We start from the raw sequence: 15,200 nt of genomic DNA on the forward strand, positions 1-15,200 counted from the left end.
AACGCCCGTCGATCCGTTCGAGGGGAGAGAGTCATGAAGCTCGGTTTCGCGATGCCGCACATGCTGCAACTCAAGGCGATGATGCAGCCCTGGGAAATGCAGGTCACCGGGGCCGACCAGACCAAGCTGGCCAAGTGGGCTGAAAAGCTCGGCTACGAGATGATCGCCATTCCGGAGCATCACGTGATCCCGCGCAGCCACGTGGAGCTGTCCGGACCATTCTATTTCAACGCTTATACCGCGATGGCCTACATCGCCGGTGCGACCGAGAGCGTGCGTGTCAATTCATGCATCGCGATCCTGCCCGCGCAGCACCCGATCGTCACCGCAAAGGCCCTGTCGACGATGGACTGGCTCTCGTCCGGCCGCGTGACCATCACTTTCGCCGTCGGCTGGCTGGAGGAAGAGTTCGCTCTGCTCGGCGTTCCGTTCCGCGAGCGCGGCGCCATGGCCGAGGAATACATCCAGGCCATCATCGCGCTATGGACGCAGGACGAGCCTGAATTCGAAGGCAAGTACGTCTCGTTCAAGGACGTTGCCTTCGAGCCGAAGCCGGTGCAGAAACCGCATCTTCCGGTCTGGTTCGGCGGCGATGCCGCGCCCGTGCTCAAACGCGTGGCGCGCTATGCGCAAGGCTGGTGGCCGTTCCTGACGAAGCCCGACGACATCCCCGGCAAGCTCGACTTCATCCGGTCCCAGCCGGACTACAACGGCCAGCTGGCCGACGTGTACTATGGCATGTCGACCAGCCGCGTCGGCGAAGGTCACAAGGTGATCGACGATCCCAGCGCCCGCGCCGACCAGTCACGTCAGGAGATCATAGACCGGCTGGGGCATCTCAAGGATCTCGGCGTCACCTGGAGTTCGGTGCCGATTCCCGCCGTCTCCTCGATCGAGGGCTATTACGACTATACGCAATGGGTGACCGAGGAGATCATGCCCGCGGTCCGTTGAAAACAACCGTTGCCCCTCGCCCGGCAAAGCGAAACATTGCCCGCACAAACATGAAATTCTTCAGAAAGGCAGGACGCTCATACTGCATTCATCGACTCTCGCGGATGGAATGGCAGATGGATATGTCCCCCGGAAATCAGGCGCTCATGCTGAAAGCCGAGGCGCTCATGCTGCAGGCGCTCGTGCTGCTCGACGAAGCACATGCGAGCCTTCCCGCTGTGCACCTCCAGTCCGCGCTGGATCTCATGGACAATTTGCAGCAGGACTTTGCAGGGCAACACGTGCGGCAGGAAGCCATGTCATCCCGGTGACAGCAGGCGCGTGCTGTTACCGCGGCAACCGCCGACACGATCAATATTCCAACAGTCTTGACGCATAAGGCGCTGCCGACGAACTGTCCTCCCCGAACACGGGAGAGATCACAGATGGCACCCCCACGGCCCAAGCCCAAGCTTGATCAGGAAAACACACCGTTCTGGACGGGCGGAGCGGACGGCAAGCTCAACATCATCAAGTGCAGCGACTGCGGTGAGTACACCCATCCGCCGCGCGTCCTGTGCCGCCATTGCCAGTCCGAAAACGTAGCCCCCGAGGCCGTCGCCGGGACCGGTGTGATTGACACGATGACCGTCAACTACCAGCCCTGGGCCAAGGATCTGCCCGTGCCCTTCGTGATCGCGCGCGTCGCGCTCGACGGCGTGCCCGGCGTCTATCTCACCACCAACATCGTCAACTCGCCGGTCGAAGATGTGAAGTTCGGCGATGCCGTGCGCGTCACCTTCGAAGAGAACGACGGCATCTTCTACCCCCTGTTCGAGAAGGTGAGCTGAGATGGCAAAGGAAGCCTACATTACCGGCGTCGGCCAGTCCGAAGTCGGCGTGCGCCTGCCGCGCCATCCGCTGCTGCTCACGCTGGATGCAGCCAGGGAAGCCGTGGCCGAAGCAGGCCTTACTTTCGACCAGATCGACGGTGTCTTCTCTTTCCCGGGCAAGGCTAGCGGTTATCTCGCTTTCTCGCCGATCGGGACCGACGATGTGATCGAGGCACTCGGCATCAAGTCGAAATGGCAGATGGGGGCCTTTGAGCAGCCCGCACAGCTATCCGCCATCGGCATGGCCGCGTGGGCCGTAAAGGAAGGCATTTGCCGCCACGTGCTGTGCTTCCGCACCGTGTACGAGGCGGGCGGCATGGCCGATCCGGCGCATTACATGCCGACACCATCTGACACCACATCGGGCGCATCGCAGTGGACCAGTCCGTTCTGGGCCACCTCAGCCGCCTGCTGGGTCGCGCAGTACGCCGCGCGCCATATGCACAGATATGGCATGACCCGCGAGCAACTGGGCCAGATCGCCATCAATGGCTCGAAGAACGCAATGCTCAATCCGCGCGCCCGAGCAATCACCAAGGAAGAGCTGACGCTCGAAAAGTACATGTCGGCGCGACTTATCTCGACCCCGCTGTGTCTCTATGACTGCGATCGCTTTTCCGATGCTTCAACGGTGATCATCGTGTCGGCCGGTGATGCGCTGGACGAGATCAAGTGCGAACCGATCCGCATTGCCGCGATGTCAGGATCGGTGGACCGCTATTCGTGGGATCAGGTCGAATGGCCTGCCGCTTACGATGCCGGACGCGACCTGTGGACTCACACCGATTACACGGTGAACGACGTCGACATAGCGCAGTTCTACGACGGCTTCGCGTTCCTCCCGATTACCTGGCTGGAAGGCCTGGGCTTTTGCGAAAAGGGCGAAGGCGGCAAGTTCATCGAAGGCGGCACCCGCATTGCCCGCGATGGCGAACTCCCGCTGAACACTTCCGGCGGCCAGCTCGGTTCCGGCCGTCTGCACGGCTTCGGCTTTGCGCACGAAGCCGTCACACAGCTGCGCGGCAATGGTGGCGACCGCCAGATCCCGGGCGATCCCAAGGTTGCAGTCGCCACTTCCGGCGGCGGGCCGCTGGCAGCAGCCCTGCTGCTGACCAGGGACTGATTTCAACAGGTTCCGGCCCCGTGGGCTCTCCTCCCGCGGGGCCGGTTCGATACCTGCGTCATCCAAGGACACCACGTCCTGGCTTCACGCCAGAGCAGGTTCCTTCGGCACGGCGGGCTTCTGCGAACTATGACGCTTGAGGCCAATCAGCGGGCGCGCCGGCCCGATCTCCCGGCCGATCAGATAAAACAGCCAGGAACCGATCGTCACCGAACCGATCAGCACCAGGAATTCGGGCAAGGCAGTCATGCCCCAGTCGCGGATCTGGTACATGACCAGCACCATGACCGTCTGGTGCGCGATGTAGACGGGGAACACCGCTTCGGCGAGCGTCGTGCGCCAGCTTGCGTCATAGTTCCAGTAACGGTCGGCAATCCCGAACAGGGCAACCACTGTGGCCCAGCTCTGCACCGACTTGGAGAAGCATAGAGCCGCCCGCCATTCCGGCGGAGTCGGCACATTGCCGGGAAAAATCGCGGTGTCGCTCGCCGTCCAGATAAAGCCCGCAACGGCAAGGACGGCGGCCAGCTTCCACTGCTTTGCAATCGCCAGCCGCAAGGCTTCGGACTGGCGCAGGAGAAAGCCGAACAGGAACATCCCGCAGTAGTGCAGGTGCGCCGCCCGGTCATCGAGAATGCTGTGAATGTCCGTCCAGCCAAACGGCACGTATTCGCGCACGCCATAGATCAAAGCGATCCCCAGCGGCAGGAGCAGCGGCCCTGCCAGCACCTTTTCCGCCGCCTTCCGGATCAGGTCCCGCCAGCCTTGCGGCAATGCGGCGCGGACCGCGCACAGCAGCGTGGTGTAGGCAAGCAGGTAGATTACGAACCACAAGTGCATGGTACGCGGCAGGTATTCGCGATTCACCGTGCGAAAGCTGAACGCGTCGTGGATCAGGTAATAGAAATAGCTGTGGTCATAGCCTGAATTGACCAGCCCCATGTACGGCTGCGGCGGCACGACCACGATAAGGCCAAAGATCAGCGGGATACCGAGGCGTGCCAGACGGCTGCGGAAGAACGCGCTGGTGCTCCCCTTGTCCTTGGCCAGCAGTGCGGCGCTGGCATAGCCCGAAATCGCGAAGAGCAGCGAAAGCCGCCAGGGGCTCAGGCCCAGCAGCGGGATTTCAGCCCAGCGGACGACGCCGCGTGTCGGCGTCTGATAGCCCCATGGTGTGAAACTATAGCCGACATGGTAGAAGATCAGCAGCACGAATGCGCCGATGCGCAGCCAATCCATGCCGTAATGACGTTGCGAAGGCGCTGGCTTCATCTCTTTCCAAGGTACGAACTGGCGGCTCTGGCGGCCAAAGTGAAGGTCGCCTTAGGCGGGTTGCCTCCACTCTGCAATCGCGCGGTTGTTTCAGCACCGATACGGTGCAATCAGGCAAAAGGACGTGACGGGAAAGCGTTTTGCACGCCCCTTCATGCAAACCTTGTGGTTTTGGCCGTGCGGTGACTGCGTGAAACCTTGACTTGCGGGCTGGTCCCATTTCCTTAGGACCCATTCTGTTTCACCCATGGTCCCTGGATTTGCGGACCTTGAAGGATTGCCGATGAAGGTCCCCTCTACGCGTATGACCATTACCGAGATCGCCGAAATGGCCGGCGTCTCGAAGAAAACGGTCAGCCGCTACTTCAACCACGCCGACCTGCTGAGCGGAGAAACCCGCGCAAAGATCGAAACGGTGATTGCCGATACCGGCTTCGTGCCCAACGCCCAGGCGCGCGCACTGGCGTTGCAACGCAACTTCCTTGTCGCACTCATTCACGACAATTCTGATCGCGGCGTGTTCGAACTGGTCGAAGCAGGCATGACCCAGGCGCTGGAAGGCAGCGAACTGGCGCTTGTTCTCCAGCCGATGGCTGCGCGTGATGCCGCCGTCCGCCTGCGCGCCTTCATCGACCGGCTGCGTCCGACCGGCGTCGTCCTGTTGCCACCGCTGTCTGAGCGCGAGGATCTGGCCGAAATCTGTACCGATGCACAAGTGCGCTGCGTCCGCCTCGGGCGGGTGCGCGGCGATCACGGGCTAACCTGCAACGATCGCGGCGCCATGGCCACCCTGACTACCTGGCTGGTCCTGCTCGGACACAACCGCATCGGCTTCGTCGGGGGCCCGGAAAGCTCGCTGACGGCGCAGCAGCGCGAGCTGGGCTATCTCGACGCCATGGCCGACCACGGGCTGGATCGCGGCCCTTCGCTGATCGTAGCCGGTGACAACACGTTCGAATCCGGCATCTCCGCCGGCCGGCTGCTGCTGGAAGTCAGCCCGCGGCCCACGGCCATCGTCGCCTGCAACGACGAAATGGCAAACGGCGTGCTCCATGCTGCGATGCAGGCCGGGCTGACAATTCCTGCGGACCTCTCGGTCGTCGGTTTCGACGACACCCCCCTCGCGGTCCGCACATTGCCGCCGCTGACGTCCATGAGCGTACCCTGGGTCGCAATGGCACATGAGGCCGTCGGCCGCATTGCGAAAGGTACGTCGGAGGCGGAAGCAACCGACGGTTTCGAGGCAGAACTGATCATCCGGGATTCCGTGATGCCGGCACCGACTACCGGCGCGGTGCCTCCTCCCGCCGATTCCAGTCCGGATACGGGCCAAGGCCCAGCAACAGCAGCGCGCTGAACAGCGTCAGCACGAAACCTCCCCACAAGCCGGGGGTATAGGTGTGCCAGACGTCGTAGATGACCCCTCCGAGCACCGGCCCAAGCCCTGAGCCGCCTGCGATCAGGCTGGCCATAAGCCCGAAAATGGCTCCGAACTTGCGCATGCCAGAATAGGCTGCAGTGAGATACCCCACCAGTTGCAGCTTGGTGCCGCCTGCATAGCCGTTGATCATCAGGGCCGTGATCATCGCCCATGCCGGCGCTCCAGGCATGAGCAGCAGCAGGAACGAGAACGCCGTGGCGCCGATGGTGAGCCCGCCAACCCAACGCGCCGGAAACCGGTCAAGCAAAGAACCGGTAATCAACTTGCCCGCAATGCCCGCCAGCCCGGCAGGCAAGGCATAGACCGCGGCGGTTTCGCGGCTGAACCCCGCTTCGGTCAGGATCGGCACCTGATGGACGACAAGGCCGATCGTCACGGTCATGATCACGAAAGTGGAAATCGCGATGCGCCACAGCGCCGGATCGCGCAGCGCCTGCGGTACGGTCAGTCCCGGCACGTCCAGCAAGGCATCCGATTTTCCCTGCGAGGGATTCTCGGCGCGTTGCTTGCGGCTGATCTCGTAGCCGTCGCGCAGCCACACCACGCACAGCAGCACCGCCACAGAGCCCCAAGTCACCGCAAGCCAAATGAAAGCCATGCGCCAGCCCTGCGTGCGGATCAGGTATTCGGCAAAAAGCGGCGTGAACGCCTGCGCCAGCGCGCTGCCGGACAGCACCAGCCCCAGCGCCAGCCCGCGACCGGTATCGAAGGTGCTGTTGGCCGACGCGGTCCAGACCGTGGACTTCGTCATCAGGGCGGCCACCGTGTAGAACGTCCAGATCGCGAACCACTGCCACACCGAACCATCGAGCAGACTGAGCGAACAGATAACTGCCACCATCAGTACCAGCCCGGGAATGGCCATGCGGCGCACCCCCCACTTGTCAATGAATACACCGAAAAGGGGCGAGAACAGGAATACCAGCACAGCCGTTATCGATACGCCAGACGATGCCAATGCCCGACTCCAGCCGAACTCCTGGCTGATCGGTGCGATAAACAGGCCGGTTGCAGCCGTCATGACCGAAGTGAATGAAAAGCCGATGGCCGCAGCGAGCACCATCTTCCAATGGTGCCGGAACTCCTGGGCAGCGGTCAGTTTCACATCGGCCAAGCCGCTCTCTCCCCTATAGCCGCGCGCCTTTCCCGGCACGTCGGCTCCTTCCTAGCGGTTTTGAAAATGCCGGCCAACTCCCGCACGGGGACAAAGCTTACACCCTGCGGCCAGCCCGATGACCTCGCCGGCCCCGTCATCAATCCGCCGGAGCGCGCTCACGCAGTTCTTCCAGCGTGAAGCCGTTCGCGGGCGTGCATTGCTGCACTTCGATCACATTGCCTTCCGGATCGTAGCCATAGAGCGTCTTCACATGCCCCACGTCCACGAACTCGCGATCGTTGAAGGTCATGCCACAGGCCTTGAGGTGCGCGATGTCCTTTTCGATGTCGGTCACGTCGATGCAGAAATGGGTGTAGCCCCGATCATAAGGCCGCAACGGCTTCTCCAGATCGGAAGCGGGCTCGCTGTATTGGAACAGTTCAAGGTAGCACGTCCCCGCCCTCAGCATGCTGCCTTTTGCAGCGGACCCGGGCACATCGACGATATAGTCCATCACTTCCATGTCGGCCCAGCCGAACCCATCCTCGTCGACCGGCTCGAAACCAAAGGCCTCGCAATAGAAGCGCTTCATGCGCGCCATATCGCGGCAATTCACGCCGATGTGATGGATACCTCTGATCATGGCTTGTTCTCCCGGAACGCTATTTGCTGCGAACTATCCGGGATCGCACATGACCAGGCAATCGCCGCCGCTTGACCGCAGCGGCAAGTACCTCATTCCTCGTCGGGCTCAATCCACTTCGTGCGCGTCACGCGCGGGCTCAGGTACTTGGTCGCAGTCCAGCCGCCATCGACCACGATTGACTGGCCGTTGATCATTTCGCTGCCCGGCAGGCAGAGGAAAGCGATGACCGAGGCGATGTCTTCCGGCTGCGCAAGGCGCGGATACGGCGTAGTCTCGACATTGCTGCGCTTGAAGATTTCGTCCTCGAAGCGGTGCGCGACCATGTCGGTCATCGTCACGCCGGGCGCTACGCAGTTCGAGCGGATTCCGCGCGGGCCGTATTCGCAGGCCATGTGCTCGGTCATCGACTTGAGACCGCCCTTGGCGGCCGAATAGGCCCCGCCGCGGCGCCCGCCAATATGCGCAAAAGTGCTGGTCACGTTGACCACGCTGGCCCCTTCACCGAGGTGCGGGATCACATCCCGGCACAGGCGGAACGGCGCAACCAGCATGATGTCGAGGAAGTAGTCCAGCGTCGGATCGTCGGTCTCGTCGAGCGGCTTGGGACTGCCGACGCCTGCGTTGTTGACCAGCGCGTCGATGCGGCCGAAGCGGGCGAGCGTCTCGTCGACGATCATCTGCGGCGCGGCGGGATCGGTCACGTCGGCACTGATCGCCAGAACATGATCCGGATTGCCGATCTCGGCTTCAAGCGTCGCCAGCTTGTCCTTACTGCGGCCGACGCCGACGATCGCGAAGCCTTCCTTGTGCAGGAGCTTTGCCGTTTCCAGACCGATGCCGCTGCCCGCACCGGTAATGATCGCCACCTTCATTGCCGTATTCCTCTTCCGCTTCAGGTCTCTGCGCATTCCGCGATATCACTCCCGCCTCGTGAGGGGCAGCGCGCGGGCACGAATTCGCACAGGCGAAGTTAATACACAACATCGTTGGATAATCACCTCTTCACCCGTGCGGAAGAGATGTTAAGGGACGAGCCTGAAGCGATTCTGATACCATACAGCATTCAGCGGCGAGGAACCTGCATGACCCCGAACAAGAGCGCCCTCTCGGGCATCCGCGTGATCGACATGAGCCGCGTCTTCGCGGCCCCGGTCGGGGCCCAGATCCTCGGTGACCTCGGCGCTGACGTGATCAAGATCGAACGGCCCGGCGTGGGCGACGACGGGCGCGGCTATGGCACGGCCTGGGTCGAGGGCAAGGACGGGATCGAAACGCGCCAATCCAGCTTCTTCACTGTATCCAACCGCAACAAGCGCTCAATCACGCTGAACCACTCCAAGCCCGAAGGGCAGGAAGTGATCCGCAAGCTGGTGGAGACGGCCGACGTTCTCATCGAGAACTACAAGGTCGGCAATCTTGCCAAGTACGGCCTCGATTACGAGAGCCTCAAGGCCATCAACCCGCGCCTGATCTACTGCTCGGTCACCGGCTATGGCCAGGACGGCCCGTTGGCGGCCCTGCCGGGCTACGACGGCCTGTTCCAGGCGACCGGCGGCATGATGGCCGTCACCGGCATTCCCGATGGCCTGCCCGGCGCCGGGCCGCTCAAGGCCGGCCCCAGCCTCGTCGACTTCATCACTGGCCACAACACAGCGCTCGCGATCCTCGGCGCGCTGATGTACCGCAACCAGACCGGCGAAGGGCAGTACATCGACATAGCCCTGCTCGACACCTCGGTGGCGATGGTCAGCCACATCATGCAGGACTACCTGATCAGCGGCATCCCGCCGCAGCGCCTCGGCAATGGCGGCAATGGCGGCGGTCCGGCGGACCTGATCTACTGTTCGGACGGCATCATCTACCTCACCGCCGGCACCGACGAGCACTACCGCCTGCTCACCGTGCTGATGGGCCAGCCCGAACTCTTCACCGACCCCCGTTTCGACAGCAACTTCAAGCGCGCCAAGTCGGGCCGTGCCGAACTTATCGAGATCATCAACGCCTGGAGCCGGCAATACACCAGCGCCGAAGTCCAGAAGATGCTCGACGAGACCGGTATTCCCGCGGCGAAGTACAACGAACTGGCCGATGTCTGGGAGGACCAGCAGGTCCAGCACCGGGGCCTGCGCGCCCGCACGCCGCATGCCTGGGCCAAGGCCGGTCACGTCGACCTGATCGAAAGCCCGCTCGCGCGGATGAGCGCAAGCCCTGCGACCATCCGCCGGGCCCCGCCGATACTCGGCGAGCACAACGACGAAGTACTGGGCGAAATCGGCTACACCGCCGAGCGCATTGCCGAGCTCAAGGACCTCAAAATCATCTGATGCCGCTCAGCACCGCGGCCCGATCAGGGCTTGCGGGCGAACCAGATCACGTGATCGTAGCCCTGGCCGTTGGGAAGAGAGGTCAGGGCCGATGTAGAGACCGTGAACCCGGCCTCTTCCAGCCTTTCGGTAAAGACAGGATCAGGCCAGGCGGACCAGACCGCAAGGATTCCGCCAGGCCGCAGCGCCCGCATCGCCTCGCCCAGCCCGCGCTGCGAATAGAGCCCGTCGTTCTCCCGCCGCGTCAGCCCTTCCGGGCCGTTATCGACATCGAGCAGGATGGCGTCATAGCCATCCCGCGCCGCCCGGATCAGCGTGGCTACGTCCTCATCGACGAGCATGACGCGCGGATCGTCTAGGCATCCCGCCGTAACCCCGCGCATCGGCCCCAACGCCCATTCGATGATCTCGGGCACGATCTCGGCCACGCAGACGCTGGCATCGTCCGGCAAGGCCGCGAGCGCAGCACGCAGGGTGAAGCCCATTCCATAGCCGCCGACCAGCATCTGGATCGCTTCCCGCCCGCCGAGCCGCTCGCAAGTCATCGTCGCCAGCGCTTCCTCGGAAGCACTGGCATCGGTACTCATCAGCTCCGTCTCTTCGAGCAGGATGGTGAAGCCATCGCCATGCCGCACCAGCCGCAGTTCGACGCCGCCGGGCACGTGGGCCACGCCCACCAGCACATCTTCCTCGATCATGAATACTCCCGGCGCTCAATGCCTCATGCCGGACTCCGCCCGGCCGGCAGGCCCACGCCGCCAGGGCGCAAGCACTCGATTTCAGAAAGGCATCCGGTTCCCCCAGGGGATCGGAAGACTATGCGAATTGAGGAAATTGAAGGATGCTGCCCGCATTGCCTGACCCCGGCTGCAAGCGGGAGCACAGCGCGTCTCTCAGCCGGAGCACGCCTGCGACATGACAGGCGTGATGGATGTGCCATGGGCGCCTTCCCGCCCGTGCGCAAGCACTGTTCGCAGGCTCGGCTGATTGATTGTGGATAGCCCCATCGGACAGGCATGGCTCCCCATTCATCTGCGCCTTGCGGTCACTGCGTGGATTACCCTGTCGCGTGCACGGGTTCCGTGCTATGAAGTTTTCTGCAGAAGTCGGATACACGACTGGTCTCGACAATCTTGGCTCTGGCAGCGCAGTAGCGCTGCCTTTCCCGCTTGCGGCGATTTCCTTTCAATTGACGATTTGACGCACGACCGGTGTTCGCAATCTCGCGGCCGCCCAATTCGTTTCTGGAAAGGAAACACCCATGCCCATCGGCACCGTAAAATTCTTCAACACCGACAAGGGTTACGGCTTCATCGCCCCCGAAGACGGCGGCGCGGACAGCTTTGTCCACATCTCTGCCGTTCAGAACGCCGGCATGTTCACGCTCGAAAAGGACCAGCGCGTTTCCTATGAGATCGAAGTTGGCCGCAACGGCAAGGCTTCGGCAGTGAACCTGCAGTCCGCCTGACGCCATGGCAGGCCGAAGCGTTCGATAAGCGCGCTTCGGCCTCCCCCACCCCCTGAATGAAAGGGAGGGTCATCCATGGCATTCAGTCTGGATTTCTGCGAAGCCCGTGCGCGCGAAGCTGCTGAAGCAGGCTCCAATGCGGTTCTCGACAATGTACGCGATCGCGAACTGCGCTCAGAGGCCGCATGGCGTTCGATGGCGGATCAGTTGGAGCAGGTGGAAAAGAACCGCCGGCAGCGCGAAGACGAGAAGGCAGCGCAGGAGCAGTGACGGCGATCGTACTGCTCCGTTTGCGCTAGTCTGCGCGAGGCCTCCCGATCCGCACCAGCGGATAGGCCAGTTCCTCGAGCCAGTGCGCATTGTGGCCGGGCAGACCATAGCGCCAGGGGCGCCCCTCCGGGATGTGCAGGGTGCCGAACACCCAGTCCCACACCGACAGCATGACCCCGAAATTGCGGTAGGACGCGCCGTCCTTGCCGAAGCCGTGGTGGGTGTGGTGGATCCCCGGCGAGACGATCACGTGTTCCAGCGCGCGGAACGCCGGGCCGAACACCTTGTGACGGCGCACCGTGTCGTCCCATCGAAAGTTGCTGTGCGTGACGATGTTCCACACGGCGATCAGGACAATGGCAATGCCCGCGGCCTCCGGCAGGCCCAGATAGATCGCCAGCCCCATCGTCCAGGCATTGGGAATGATGATGTACCAGAAGACATTGAGTCGCATCCACACGCTGACGTTCATGTAGGTCGCCGAATGGTGGGTGCGGTGGATCATCCACAGCAGCGAGCGTTTCTTCACGCCCTCATGCGCCCAGCGGTGGACCCAGTAGAAGCAGAATTCGGCAAACAGCAGAACCGCTGGAAGCGCCAGCCACAAGGGCATCGCGCTGAGTGAGCCTGCGAAACGAGGCAGGAAGAAGCCCCAGACCGCCGCCACGAAGACAGCCATGAGCGGCCCGATCAGAAAACGGCCTATGGCCATGTTCAGCCCGAGCAGCGGGAACTCACCCCGGGCCTTGTACACGCCCTTGTGACGGCCGGTTACGACCTCGGCCAGCAACACGAGAACCGCCCCCGCCGTTACCCACATCATGTAAACCCGGATATCCATCATTTCGACTCCCAGTTGGTGGGTTCAGCTAGCGCCGTCGGACGAATGATGTCCAATGCATTTGATTTGAAAATCGTATACCTTGATTGCATGATTACTCTGACTCGCCTCCGCCATGTCATCGCCGTCGCCCGAAGCCTGAGCTTCTCGATCGCCGCCGAGGAATGCGGCATATCGCAACCCGCGCTCAGCCGCTCGATCCAGGCCTTCGAAGAAGAATATGCCGTGCGCCTGTTCGACCGGGGCAAGGGTGCGGTGACGCTGACCCCGGCCGGACGGCTTGCGGTGGAACAAGCGCGGACACTGCTGGCCGCCGTCGGCGAGTTCGACGCCGACATGCGCCGTTTCGGCAAAGGTCGGGCGGGACGCCTCGGCATCGGCATGGGACCGATGATGGCGAGCCTGCTGCTCCCCGCGCTGGGCAAGGTACTGCTGCGCGAAAGCCCCCGGCTGACGCTCGTCACGCGGACCGGCAGGCCGGACACGATGCTGGAGGCCCTGCTGGAGGGCACGCTCGATCTGATCGTGGCCAACGCATGGCAGCTGAGCATGGTGCCGGGCGTCGCCGAAGAGCCCCTCGGGCAGATCGAAATGGTGACAGCGGTTCGCGCAGGACACCCTCTGGCGGAACGCGGCACCGTTTCCATGAGCGGCCTCGATGCCTATCCGTCCGCGCAGACCTACGACTACGGAACACAGGCGAAGGCGGGTGCCATGGGCGGCATCGTCTGCGAGAACTTCGGTATCGCGCAGGACATCGTGCGCGATACGGACTGCAGCTGGCTGGTGGCGCGGGCCCTGATCGCGGACGACCTGGCATCGGGCCGCCTCGTGGCACTGGACGTGCCCGGCCTGCCCGTCGCCAAGGCGGAGATCAGCCTTGTCTATCTGCGCGAGCGAACCCGCTCACCAGCCGCGCTGCATCTGGCCAGCCATATCCGCACGTTGGTGGCGGACATGACCGTAGCCTGATGCTTACTGGCCCTTGAACACCGGCTTGCGCTTCTCGATGAAGGCGCCGACGCCTTCGAGGAAGTCCTCGGTGCGACCGGCATCGCGCTGGCCGCGACGTTCGGCGTTGAGCGCGGTCTCGAGGCTGGAATCGAGCGCGTCCCAGGCCATGCGCTTGATCATGCCAAGCGAGCGTGGCCCTGCGGCGAGCGACTTCGCCAGCTTCATCGCTTCGGCATCAAGGTCGGCTTCGGGCACCACGCGCGTGGCAAGGCCCCAGTCGAGCGCAGTCTTTGCATCGATCTTTTCGCCCAGCAGCATCATCTGCATCGCGCGCACACGGCCGACGGCCTGCGCGAGCAGGTACGTCGCACCACCATCGGGCACCAAGCCAACGTGGCAGAAGGCGCAGAAGAAGAAAGCGTTATCCGCCATGATCACGACGTCACCCGCCGCCGCGAGGCCCGCGCCGAAACCGGCTGCCGGGCCGCGGATCGCGGTGATCACCGGCTGCTCCATGCACTTGATCGCCATGATCACCGGATTGAACGCGCGGTCGAGCTGACCGCCGACATCGCGCATGGGATCGGCCAGCATGTCCTGCGCGGCGGCAAGGTTGGCACCCGAGCAGAAGCCCTTGCCCTCGCCCGTCATCACGACGGCGCGCGATTCCTTGGAGGCACGGTCGAAGGCATCGGCCATCTCAAGGCCCATCGCTTCGGTCACGCCGTTCATGGTCTTGGGATCGTTCAGCGAAATGCGGGCGACGCCGTCCTCGACGCTATAGAGGATATGCTCGTAAGCCATTCAATTCTCTCCGTTCGGGCAGTCGCACCGAATTCCAAACGATATCCGTTCGGTTCGAGCCCAGTCGAGAACCACTTGCGCCCAGGTGTCTCGATTTCGCTCGACACGAACGGAGAAAGGATACTTGGCTGCCTCAGCTCAGCATCTTGCCCAGGCGTCCCTTCACGATTTCCTCGGCCTCGCCAACCATCCTTTCGATGAGTTCCTGGCAGGTGGGGATATCGTGGATCAGGCCCTGAACCATGCCGGCCCAGAAGATGCCCTGATCGACATCGCCGCTCTTGAGCATCTCGCGGCCGACGGCGCCCGCGACGTAAGGCTTGATGTCCTCGAACACGGCGTCTGGGCGGGCCGAGATCTCGACCACCTTGTCCGAGACCGAGTTCTTGCCCACGCGCGCGGTGTTCTTGAACTTGCGGAAGATCAGGTTGGTGCCGCGTTCATCGTTGTTGACGTAGAGCTGCTTGATGTTGTCGTGGATCGGCGCTTCCTTCGTCGCGCAGAAGCGCGTGCCCATATTGATGCCCTCTGCGCCCAGCGCCAGCGCCGCCACGAACCCGCGCGCATCACCGATACCGCCCGAGGCGAGCATCGGGATCTTCACCTTGTCGGCAGCCGACGGGATCAGGATCAGGCCGGGAATGTCGTCCTCGCCGGGGTGGCCAGCGCATTCGAAACCGTCAATCGAGATGATGTCGCACCCGTGGCGCTCGGCCGAAAGCGCGTGACGAACGGCGGTGCACTTGTGCAGCACCTTGATGCCGTGGGGCTTCACCATCTCCCAGATCTCGCGCACTTCCTGGGTGCCGGCGGTCTCGATAATCTTCACCCCGCCGTCGATCGCGGCCTGCGCATAGCCCTTGTAGTCGGGCGGCAGGATCGTGGGCAGCACCGTGATGTTCACTGCAAAGGGCTTGCTGGTCATCGAGCGGCACTTCTCGATTTCATCGCGCAGCGCTTCGGGGCTCGGCTGGGTCAGTGCGGTGAGCGTGCCAAGGCCGCCCGCATTCGAAACCGCGCTGGCCAGTTCGGCAAGGCCCACGCCCTGCATACCGCCCTGCACGATCGGGTGCTCGATCTCGAGCATCTCGGTTACGCGGGTCTTGAATGCCATCTTCGCTCTAGCTCCCTCTCA

At 63.1% G+C, this 15,200-nt stretch carries 17 protein-coding genes; 9 read left to right on the forward strand and 8 right to left on the reverse strand.

The window, feature by feature from the left end:
* Positions 1 to 33 precede the first annotated feature (33 nt).
* The 4 genes from MTR64_RS13150 to MTR64_RS13165 all read left to right on the forward strand — a co-directional run bounded on the left by MTR64_RS13150 (position 34) and on the right by MTR64_RS13165 (position 2,949).
* Positions 34 to 954, forward strand: a complete 921-nt coding sequence (locus tag MTR64_RS13150; protein WP_243994538.1) for a TIGR03619 family F420-dependent LLM class oxidoreductase — start codon at positions 34 to 36, stop codon at positions 952 to 954.
* A gap of 116 nt (positions 955 to 1,070) precedes the next feature.
* Positions 1,071 to 1,265 carry a hypothetical protein gene (locus MTR64_RS13155; protein ID WP_243994539.1) on the forward strand — a complete coding sequence of 65 codons (195 nt, stop codon included), beginning with the start codon at positions 1,071 to 1,073 and terminating at the stop codon, positions 1,263 to 1,265.
* A gap of 114 nt (positions 1,266 to 1,379) precedes the next feature.
* Entirely contained in the window at positions 1,380 to 1,784 is a 405-nt protein-coding gene (locus MTR64_RS13160) for a Zn-ribbon domain-containing OB-fold protein (protein WP_243994540.1), read from the forward strand.
* A gap of 1 nt (position 1,785) precedes the next feature.
* The gene (locus MTR64_RS13165) at positions 1,786 to 2,949 is read left to right on the forward strand and encodes a thiolase family protein (protein ID WP_243994541.1); all 1,164 of its coding nucleotides are present in this window, start codon (positions 1,786 to 1,788) and stop codon (positions 2,947 to 2,949) included.
* Positions 2,950 to 3,033: 84 nt separating this feature from the next.
* Here the strand turns inward: MTR64_RS13165 and MTR64_RS13170 are convergent, their stop codons facing one another.
* Positions 3,034 to 4,221, reverse strand: a complete 1,188-nt coding sequence (locus MTR64_RS13170; protein ID WP_243994542.1) for an acyltransferase family protein — start codon at positions 4,219 to 4,221, stop codon at positions 3,034 to 3,036.
* A gap of 304 nt (positions 4,222 to 4,525) precedes the next feature.
* Here MTR64_RS13170 and MTR64_RS13175 point away from each other — a divergent pair, with 304 nt between their 5' ends.
* On the forward strand, positions 4,526 to 5,578 hold the full coding sequence (locus MTR64_RS13175; RefSeq protein ID WP_243994543.1) for a LacI family DNA-binding transcriptional regulator: 1,053 nt from the start codon (positions 4,526 to 4,528) through the stop codon (positions 5,576 to 5,578).
* Here MTR64_RS13175 and MTR64_RS13180 read toward each other — a convergent pair.
* The 3 genes from MTR64_RS13180 to MTR64_RS13190 form a co-directional block, all read right to left on the reverse strand.
* Positions 5,505 to 6,767: an MFS transporter gene (locus MTR64_RS13180; RefSeq protein WP_243994583.1), complete on the reverse strand. Its 1,263-nt coding sequence runs from the start codon at positions 6,765 to 6,767 to the stop codon at positions 5,505 to 5,507. The two genes, MTR64_RS13175 and MTR64_RS13180, sit on opposite strands and share 74 nt — an antisense overlap.
* A gap of 148 nt (positions 6,768 to 6,915) precedes the next feature.
* The gene (locus tag MTR64_RS13185; RefSeq protein ID WP_243994544.1) at positions 6,916 to 7,401 is read right to left on the reverse strand and encodes a VOC family protein; all 486 of its coding nucleotides are present in this window, start codon (positions 7,399 to 7,401) and stop codon (positions 6,916 to 6,918) included.
* Between the two features lie 92 nt (positions 7,402 to 7,493).
* Complete coding sequence (locus MTR64_RS13190) at positions 7,494 to 8,276, reverse strand: SDR family NAD(P)-dependent oxidoreductase (RefSeq protein ID WP_243994545.1); 783 nt, start codon at positions 8,274 to 8,276, stop codon at positions 7,494 to 7,496.
* Positions 8,277 to 8,486: 210 nt separating this feature from the next.
* Here MTR64_RS13190 and MTR64_RS13195 point away from each other — a divergent pair, with 210 nt between their 5' ends.
* Positions 8,487 to 9,728, forward strand: coding sequence for a CaiB/BaiF CoA transferase family protein (locus tag MTR64_RS13195; RefSeq protein ID WP_243994546.1), 1,242 nt, complete (start codon positions 8,487 to 8,489; stop codon positions 9,726 to 9,728).
* Between the two features lie 23 nt (positions 9,729 to 9,751).
* Here MTR64_RS13195 and MTR64_RS13200 read toward each other — a convergent pair whose 3' ends face one another.
* Positions 9,752 to 10,426: a spermidine synthase gene (locus tag MTR64_RS13200; protein ID WP_243994547.1), complete on the reverse strand. Its 675-nt coding sequence runs from the start codon at positions 10,424 to 10,426 to the stop codon at positions 9,752 to 9,754.
* Positions 10,427 to 10,989: 563 nt separating this feature from the next.
* Here MTR64_RS13200 and MTR64_RS13205 point away from each other — a divergent pair.
* Together MTR64_RS13205 and MTR64_RS13210 are read left to right on the forward strand one after the other, a co-directional pair.
* Positions 10,990 to 11,196 (forward strand): cold-shock protein, encoded by a 207-nt coding sequence (locus tag MTR64_RS13205; protein ID WP_243994548.1) that lies wholly within the window; start codon positions 10,990 to 10,992, stop codon positions 11,194 to 11,196.
* Between the two features lie 75 nt (positions 11,197 to 11,271).
* Positions 11,272 to 11,466, forward strand: coding sequence for a hypothetical protein (locus MTR64_RS13210; protein ID WP_243994549.1), 195 nt, complete (start codon positions 11,272 to 11,274; stop codon positions 11,464 to 11,466).
* 25 nt (positions 11,467 to 11,491) lie between these two features.
* Here the strand turns inward: MTR64_RS13210 and MTR64_RS13215 are convergent, their stop codons facing one another.
* Positions 11,492 to 12,307 (reverse strand): sterol desaturase family protein, encoded by an 816-nt coding sequence (locus MTR64_RS13215; protein WP_243994550.1) that lies wholly within the window; start codon positions 12,305 to 12,307, stop codon positions 11,492 to 11,494.
* A 90-nt stretch (positions 12,308 to 12,397) separates the two neighbouring features.
* On the opposite strand from MTR64_RS13215, the gene MTR64_RS13220 reads away from it, so the two are divergent.
* Complete coding sequence (locus MTR64_RS13220; protein WP_243994551.1) at positions 12,398 to 13,279, forward strand: LysR family transcriptional regulator; 882 nt, start codon at positions 12,398 to 12,400, stop codon at positions 13,277 to 13,279.
* A 3-nt stretch (positions 13,280 to 13,282) separates the two neighbouring features.
* Here MTR64_RS13220 and MTR64_RS13225 read toward each other — a convergent pair whose 3' ends face one another.
* Together MTR64_RS13225 and MTR64_RS13230 are read right to left on the reverse strand one after the other, a co-directional pair.
* A complete protein-coding gene (locus MTR64_RS13225; protein ID WP_243994552.1) occupies positions 13,283 to 14,065 on the reverse strand; it encodes an enoyl-CoA hydratase-related protein in 783 nt (260 codons plus the stop codon).
* Between the two features lie 133 nt (positions 14,066 to 14,198).
* Positions 14,199 to 15,179: an NAD(P)H-dependent flavin oxidoreductase gene (locus MTR64_RS13230; RefSeq protein ID WP_243994553.1), complete on the reverse strand. Its 981-nt coding sequence runs from the start codon at positions 15,177 to 15,179 to the stop codon at positions 14,199 to 14,201.
* Positions 15,180 to 15,200 lie beyond the last annotated feature (21 nt).

This window comes from Novosphingobium album (ex Hu et al. 2023), from assembly GCF_022832385.1.
In the GTDB taxonomy this organism is placed as follows: Bacteria; Pseudomonadota; Alphaproteobacteria; order Sphingomonadales; family Sphingomonadaceae; genus Novosphingobium; species Novosphingobium album.

What these genes read in the sequence shown, in the direction of transcription:
- MTR64_RS13210 (WP_243994549.1), top strand. Translation starts at nt 11,272, where the DNA reads ATGGCATTCAGTCTGGATTTCTGCGAAGCCCGTGCGCGCGAAGCTGCT.
- MTR64_RS13190 (WP_243994545.1), bottom strand. Translation starts at nt 8,276, where the DNA reads ATGAAGGTGGCGATCATTACCGGTGCGGGCAGCGGCATCGGTCTGGAA.
- MTR64_RS13225 (WP_243994552.1), bottom strand. Translation starts at nt 14,065, where the DNA reads ATGGCTTACGAGCATATCCTCTATAGCGTCGAGGACGGCGTCGCCCGC.
- MTR64_RS13170 (WP_243994542.1), bottom strand. Translation starts at nt 4,221, where the DNA reads ATGAAGCCAGCGCCTTCGCAACGTCATTACGGCATGGATTGGCTGCGC.
- MTR64_RS13165 (WP_243994541.1), top strand. Translation starts at nt 1,786, where the DNA reads ATGGCAAAGGAAGCCTACATTACCGGCGTCGGCCAGTCCGAAGTCGGC.
- MTR64_RS13175 (WP_243994543.1), top strand. Translation starts at nt 4,526, where the DNA reads ATGACCATTACCGAGATCGCCGAAATGGCCGGCGTCTCGAAGAAAACG.
- MTR64_RS13195 (WP_243994546.1), top strand. Translation starts at nt 8,487, where the DNA reads ATGACCCCGAACAAGAGCGCCCTCTCGGGCATCCGCGTGATCGACATG.
- MTR64_RS13215 (WP_243994550.1), bottom strand. Translation starts at nt 12,307, where the DNA reads ATGGATATCCGGGTTTACATGATGTGGGTAACGGCGGGGGCGGTTCTC.
- MTR64_RS13205 (WP_243994548.1), top strand. Translation starts at nt 10,990, where the DNA reads ATGCCCATCGGCACCGTAAAATTCTTCAACACCGACAAGGGTTACGGC.
- MTR64_RS13200 (WP_243994547.1), bottom strand. Translation starts at nt 10,426, where the DNA reads ATGATCGAGGAAGATGTGCTGGTGGGCGTGGCCCACGTGCCCGGCGGC.
- MTR64_RS13160 (WP_243994540.1), top strand. Translation starts at nt 1,380, where the DNA reads ATGGCACCCCCACGGCCCAAGCCCAAGCTTGATCAGGAAAACACACCG.
- MTR64_RS13155 (WP_243994539.1), top strand. Translation starts at nt 1,071, where the DNA reads ATGGATATGTCCCCCGGAAATCAGGCGCTCATGCTGAAAGCCGAGGCG.
- MTR64_RS13150 (WP_243994538.1), top strand. Translation starts at nt 34, where the DNA reads ATGAAGCTCGGTTTCGCGATGCCGCACATGCTGCAACTCAAGGCGATG.
- MTR64_RS13220 (WP_243994551.1), top strand. Translation starts at nt 12,398, where the DNA reads ATGATTACTCTGACTCGCCTCCGCCATGTCATCGCCGTCGCCCGAAGC.
- MTR64_RS13185 (WP_243994544.1), bottom strand. Translation starts at nt 7,401, where the DNA reads ATGATCAGAGGTATCCATCACATCGGCGTGAATTGCCGCGATATGGCG.
- MTR64_RS13230 (WP_243994553.1), bottom strand. Translation starts at nt 15,179, where the DNA reads ATGGCATTCAAGACCCGCGTAACCGAGATGCTCGAGATCGAGCACCCG.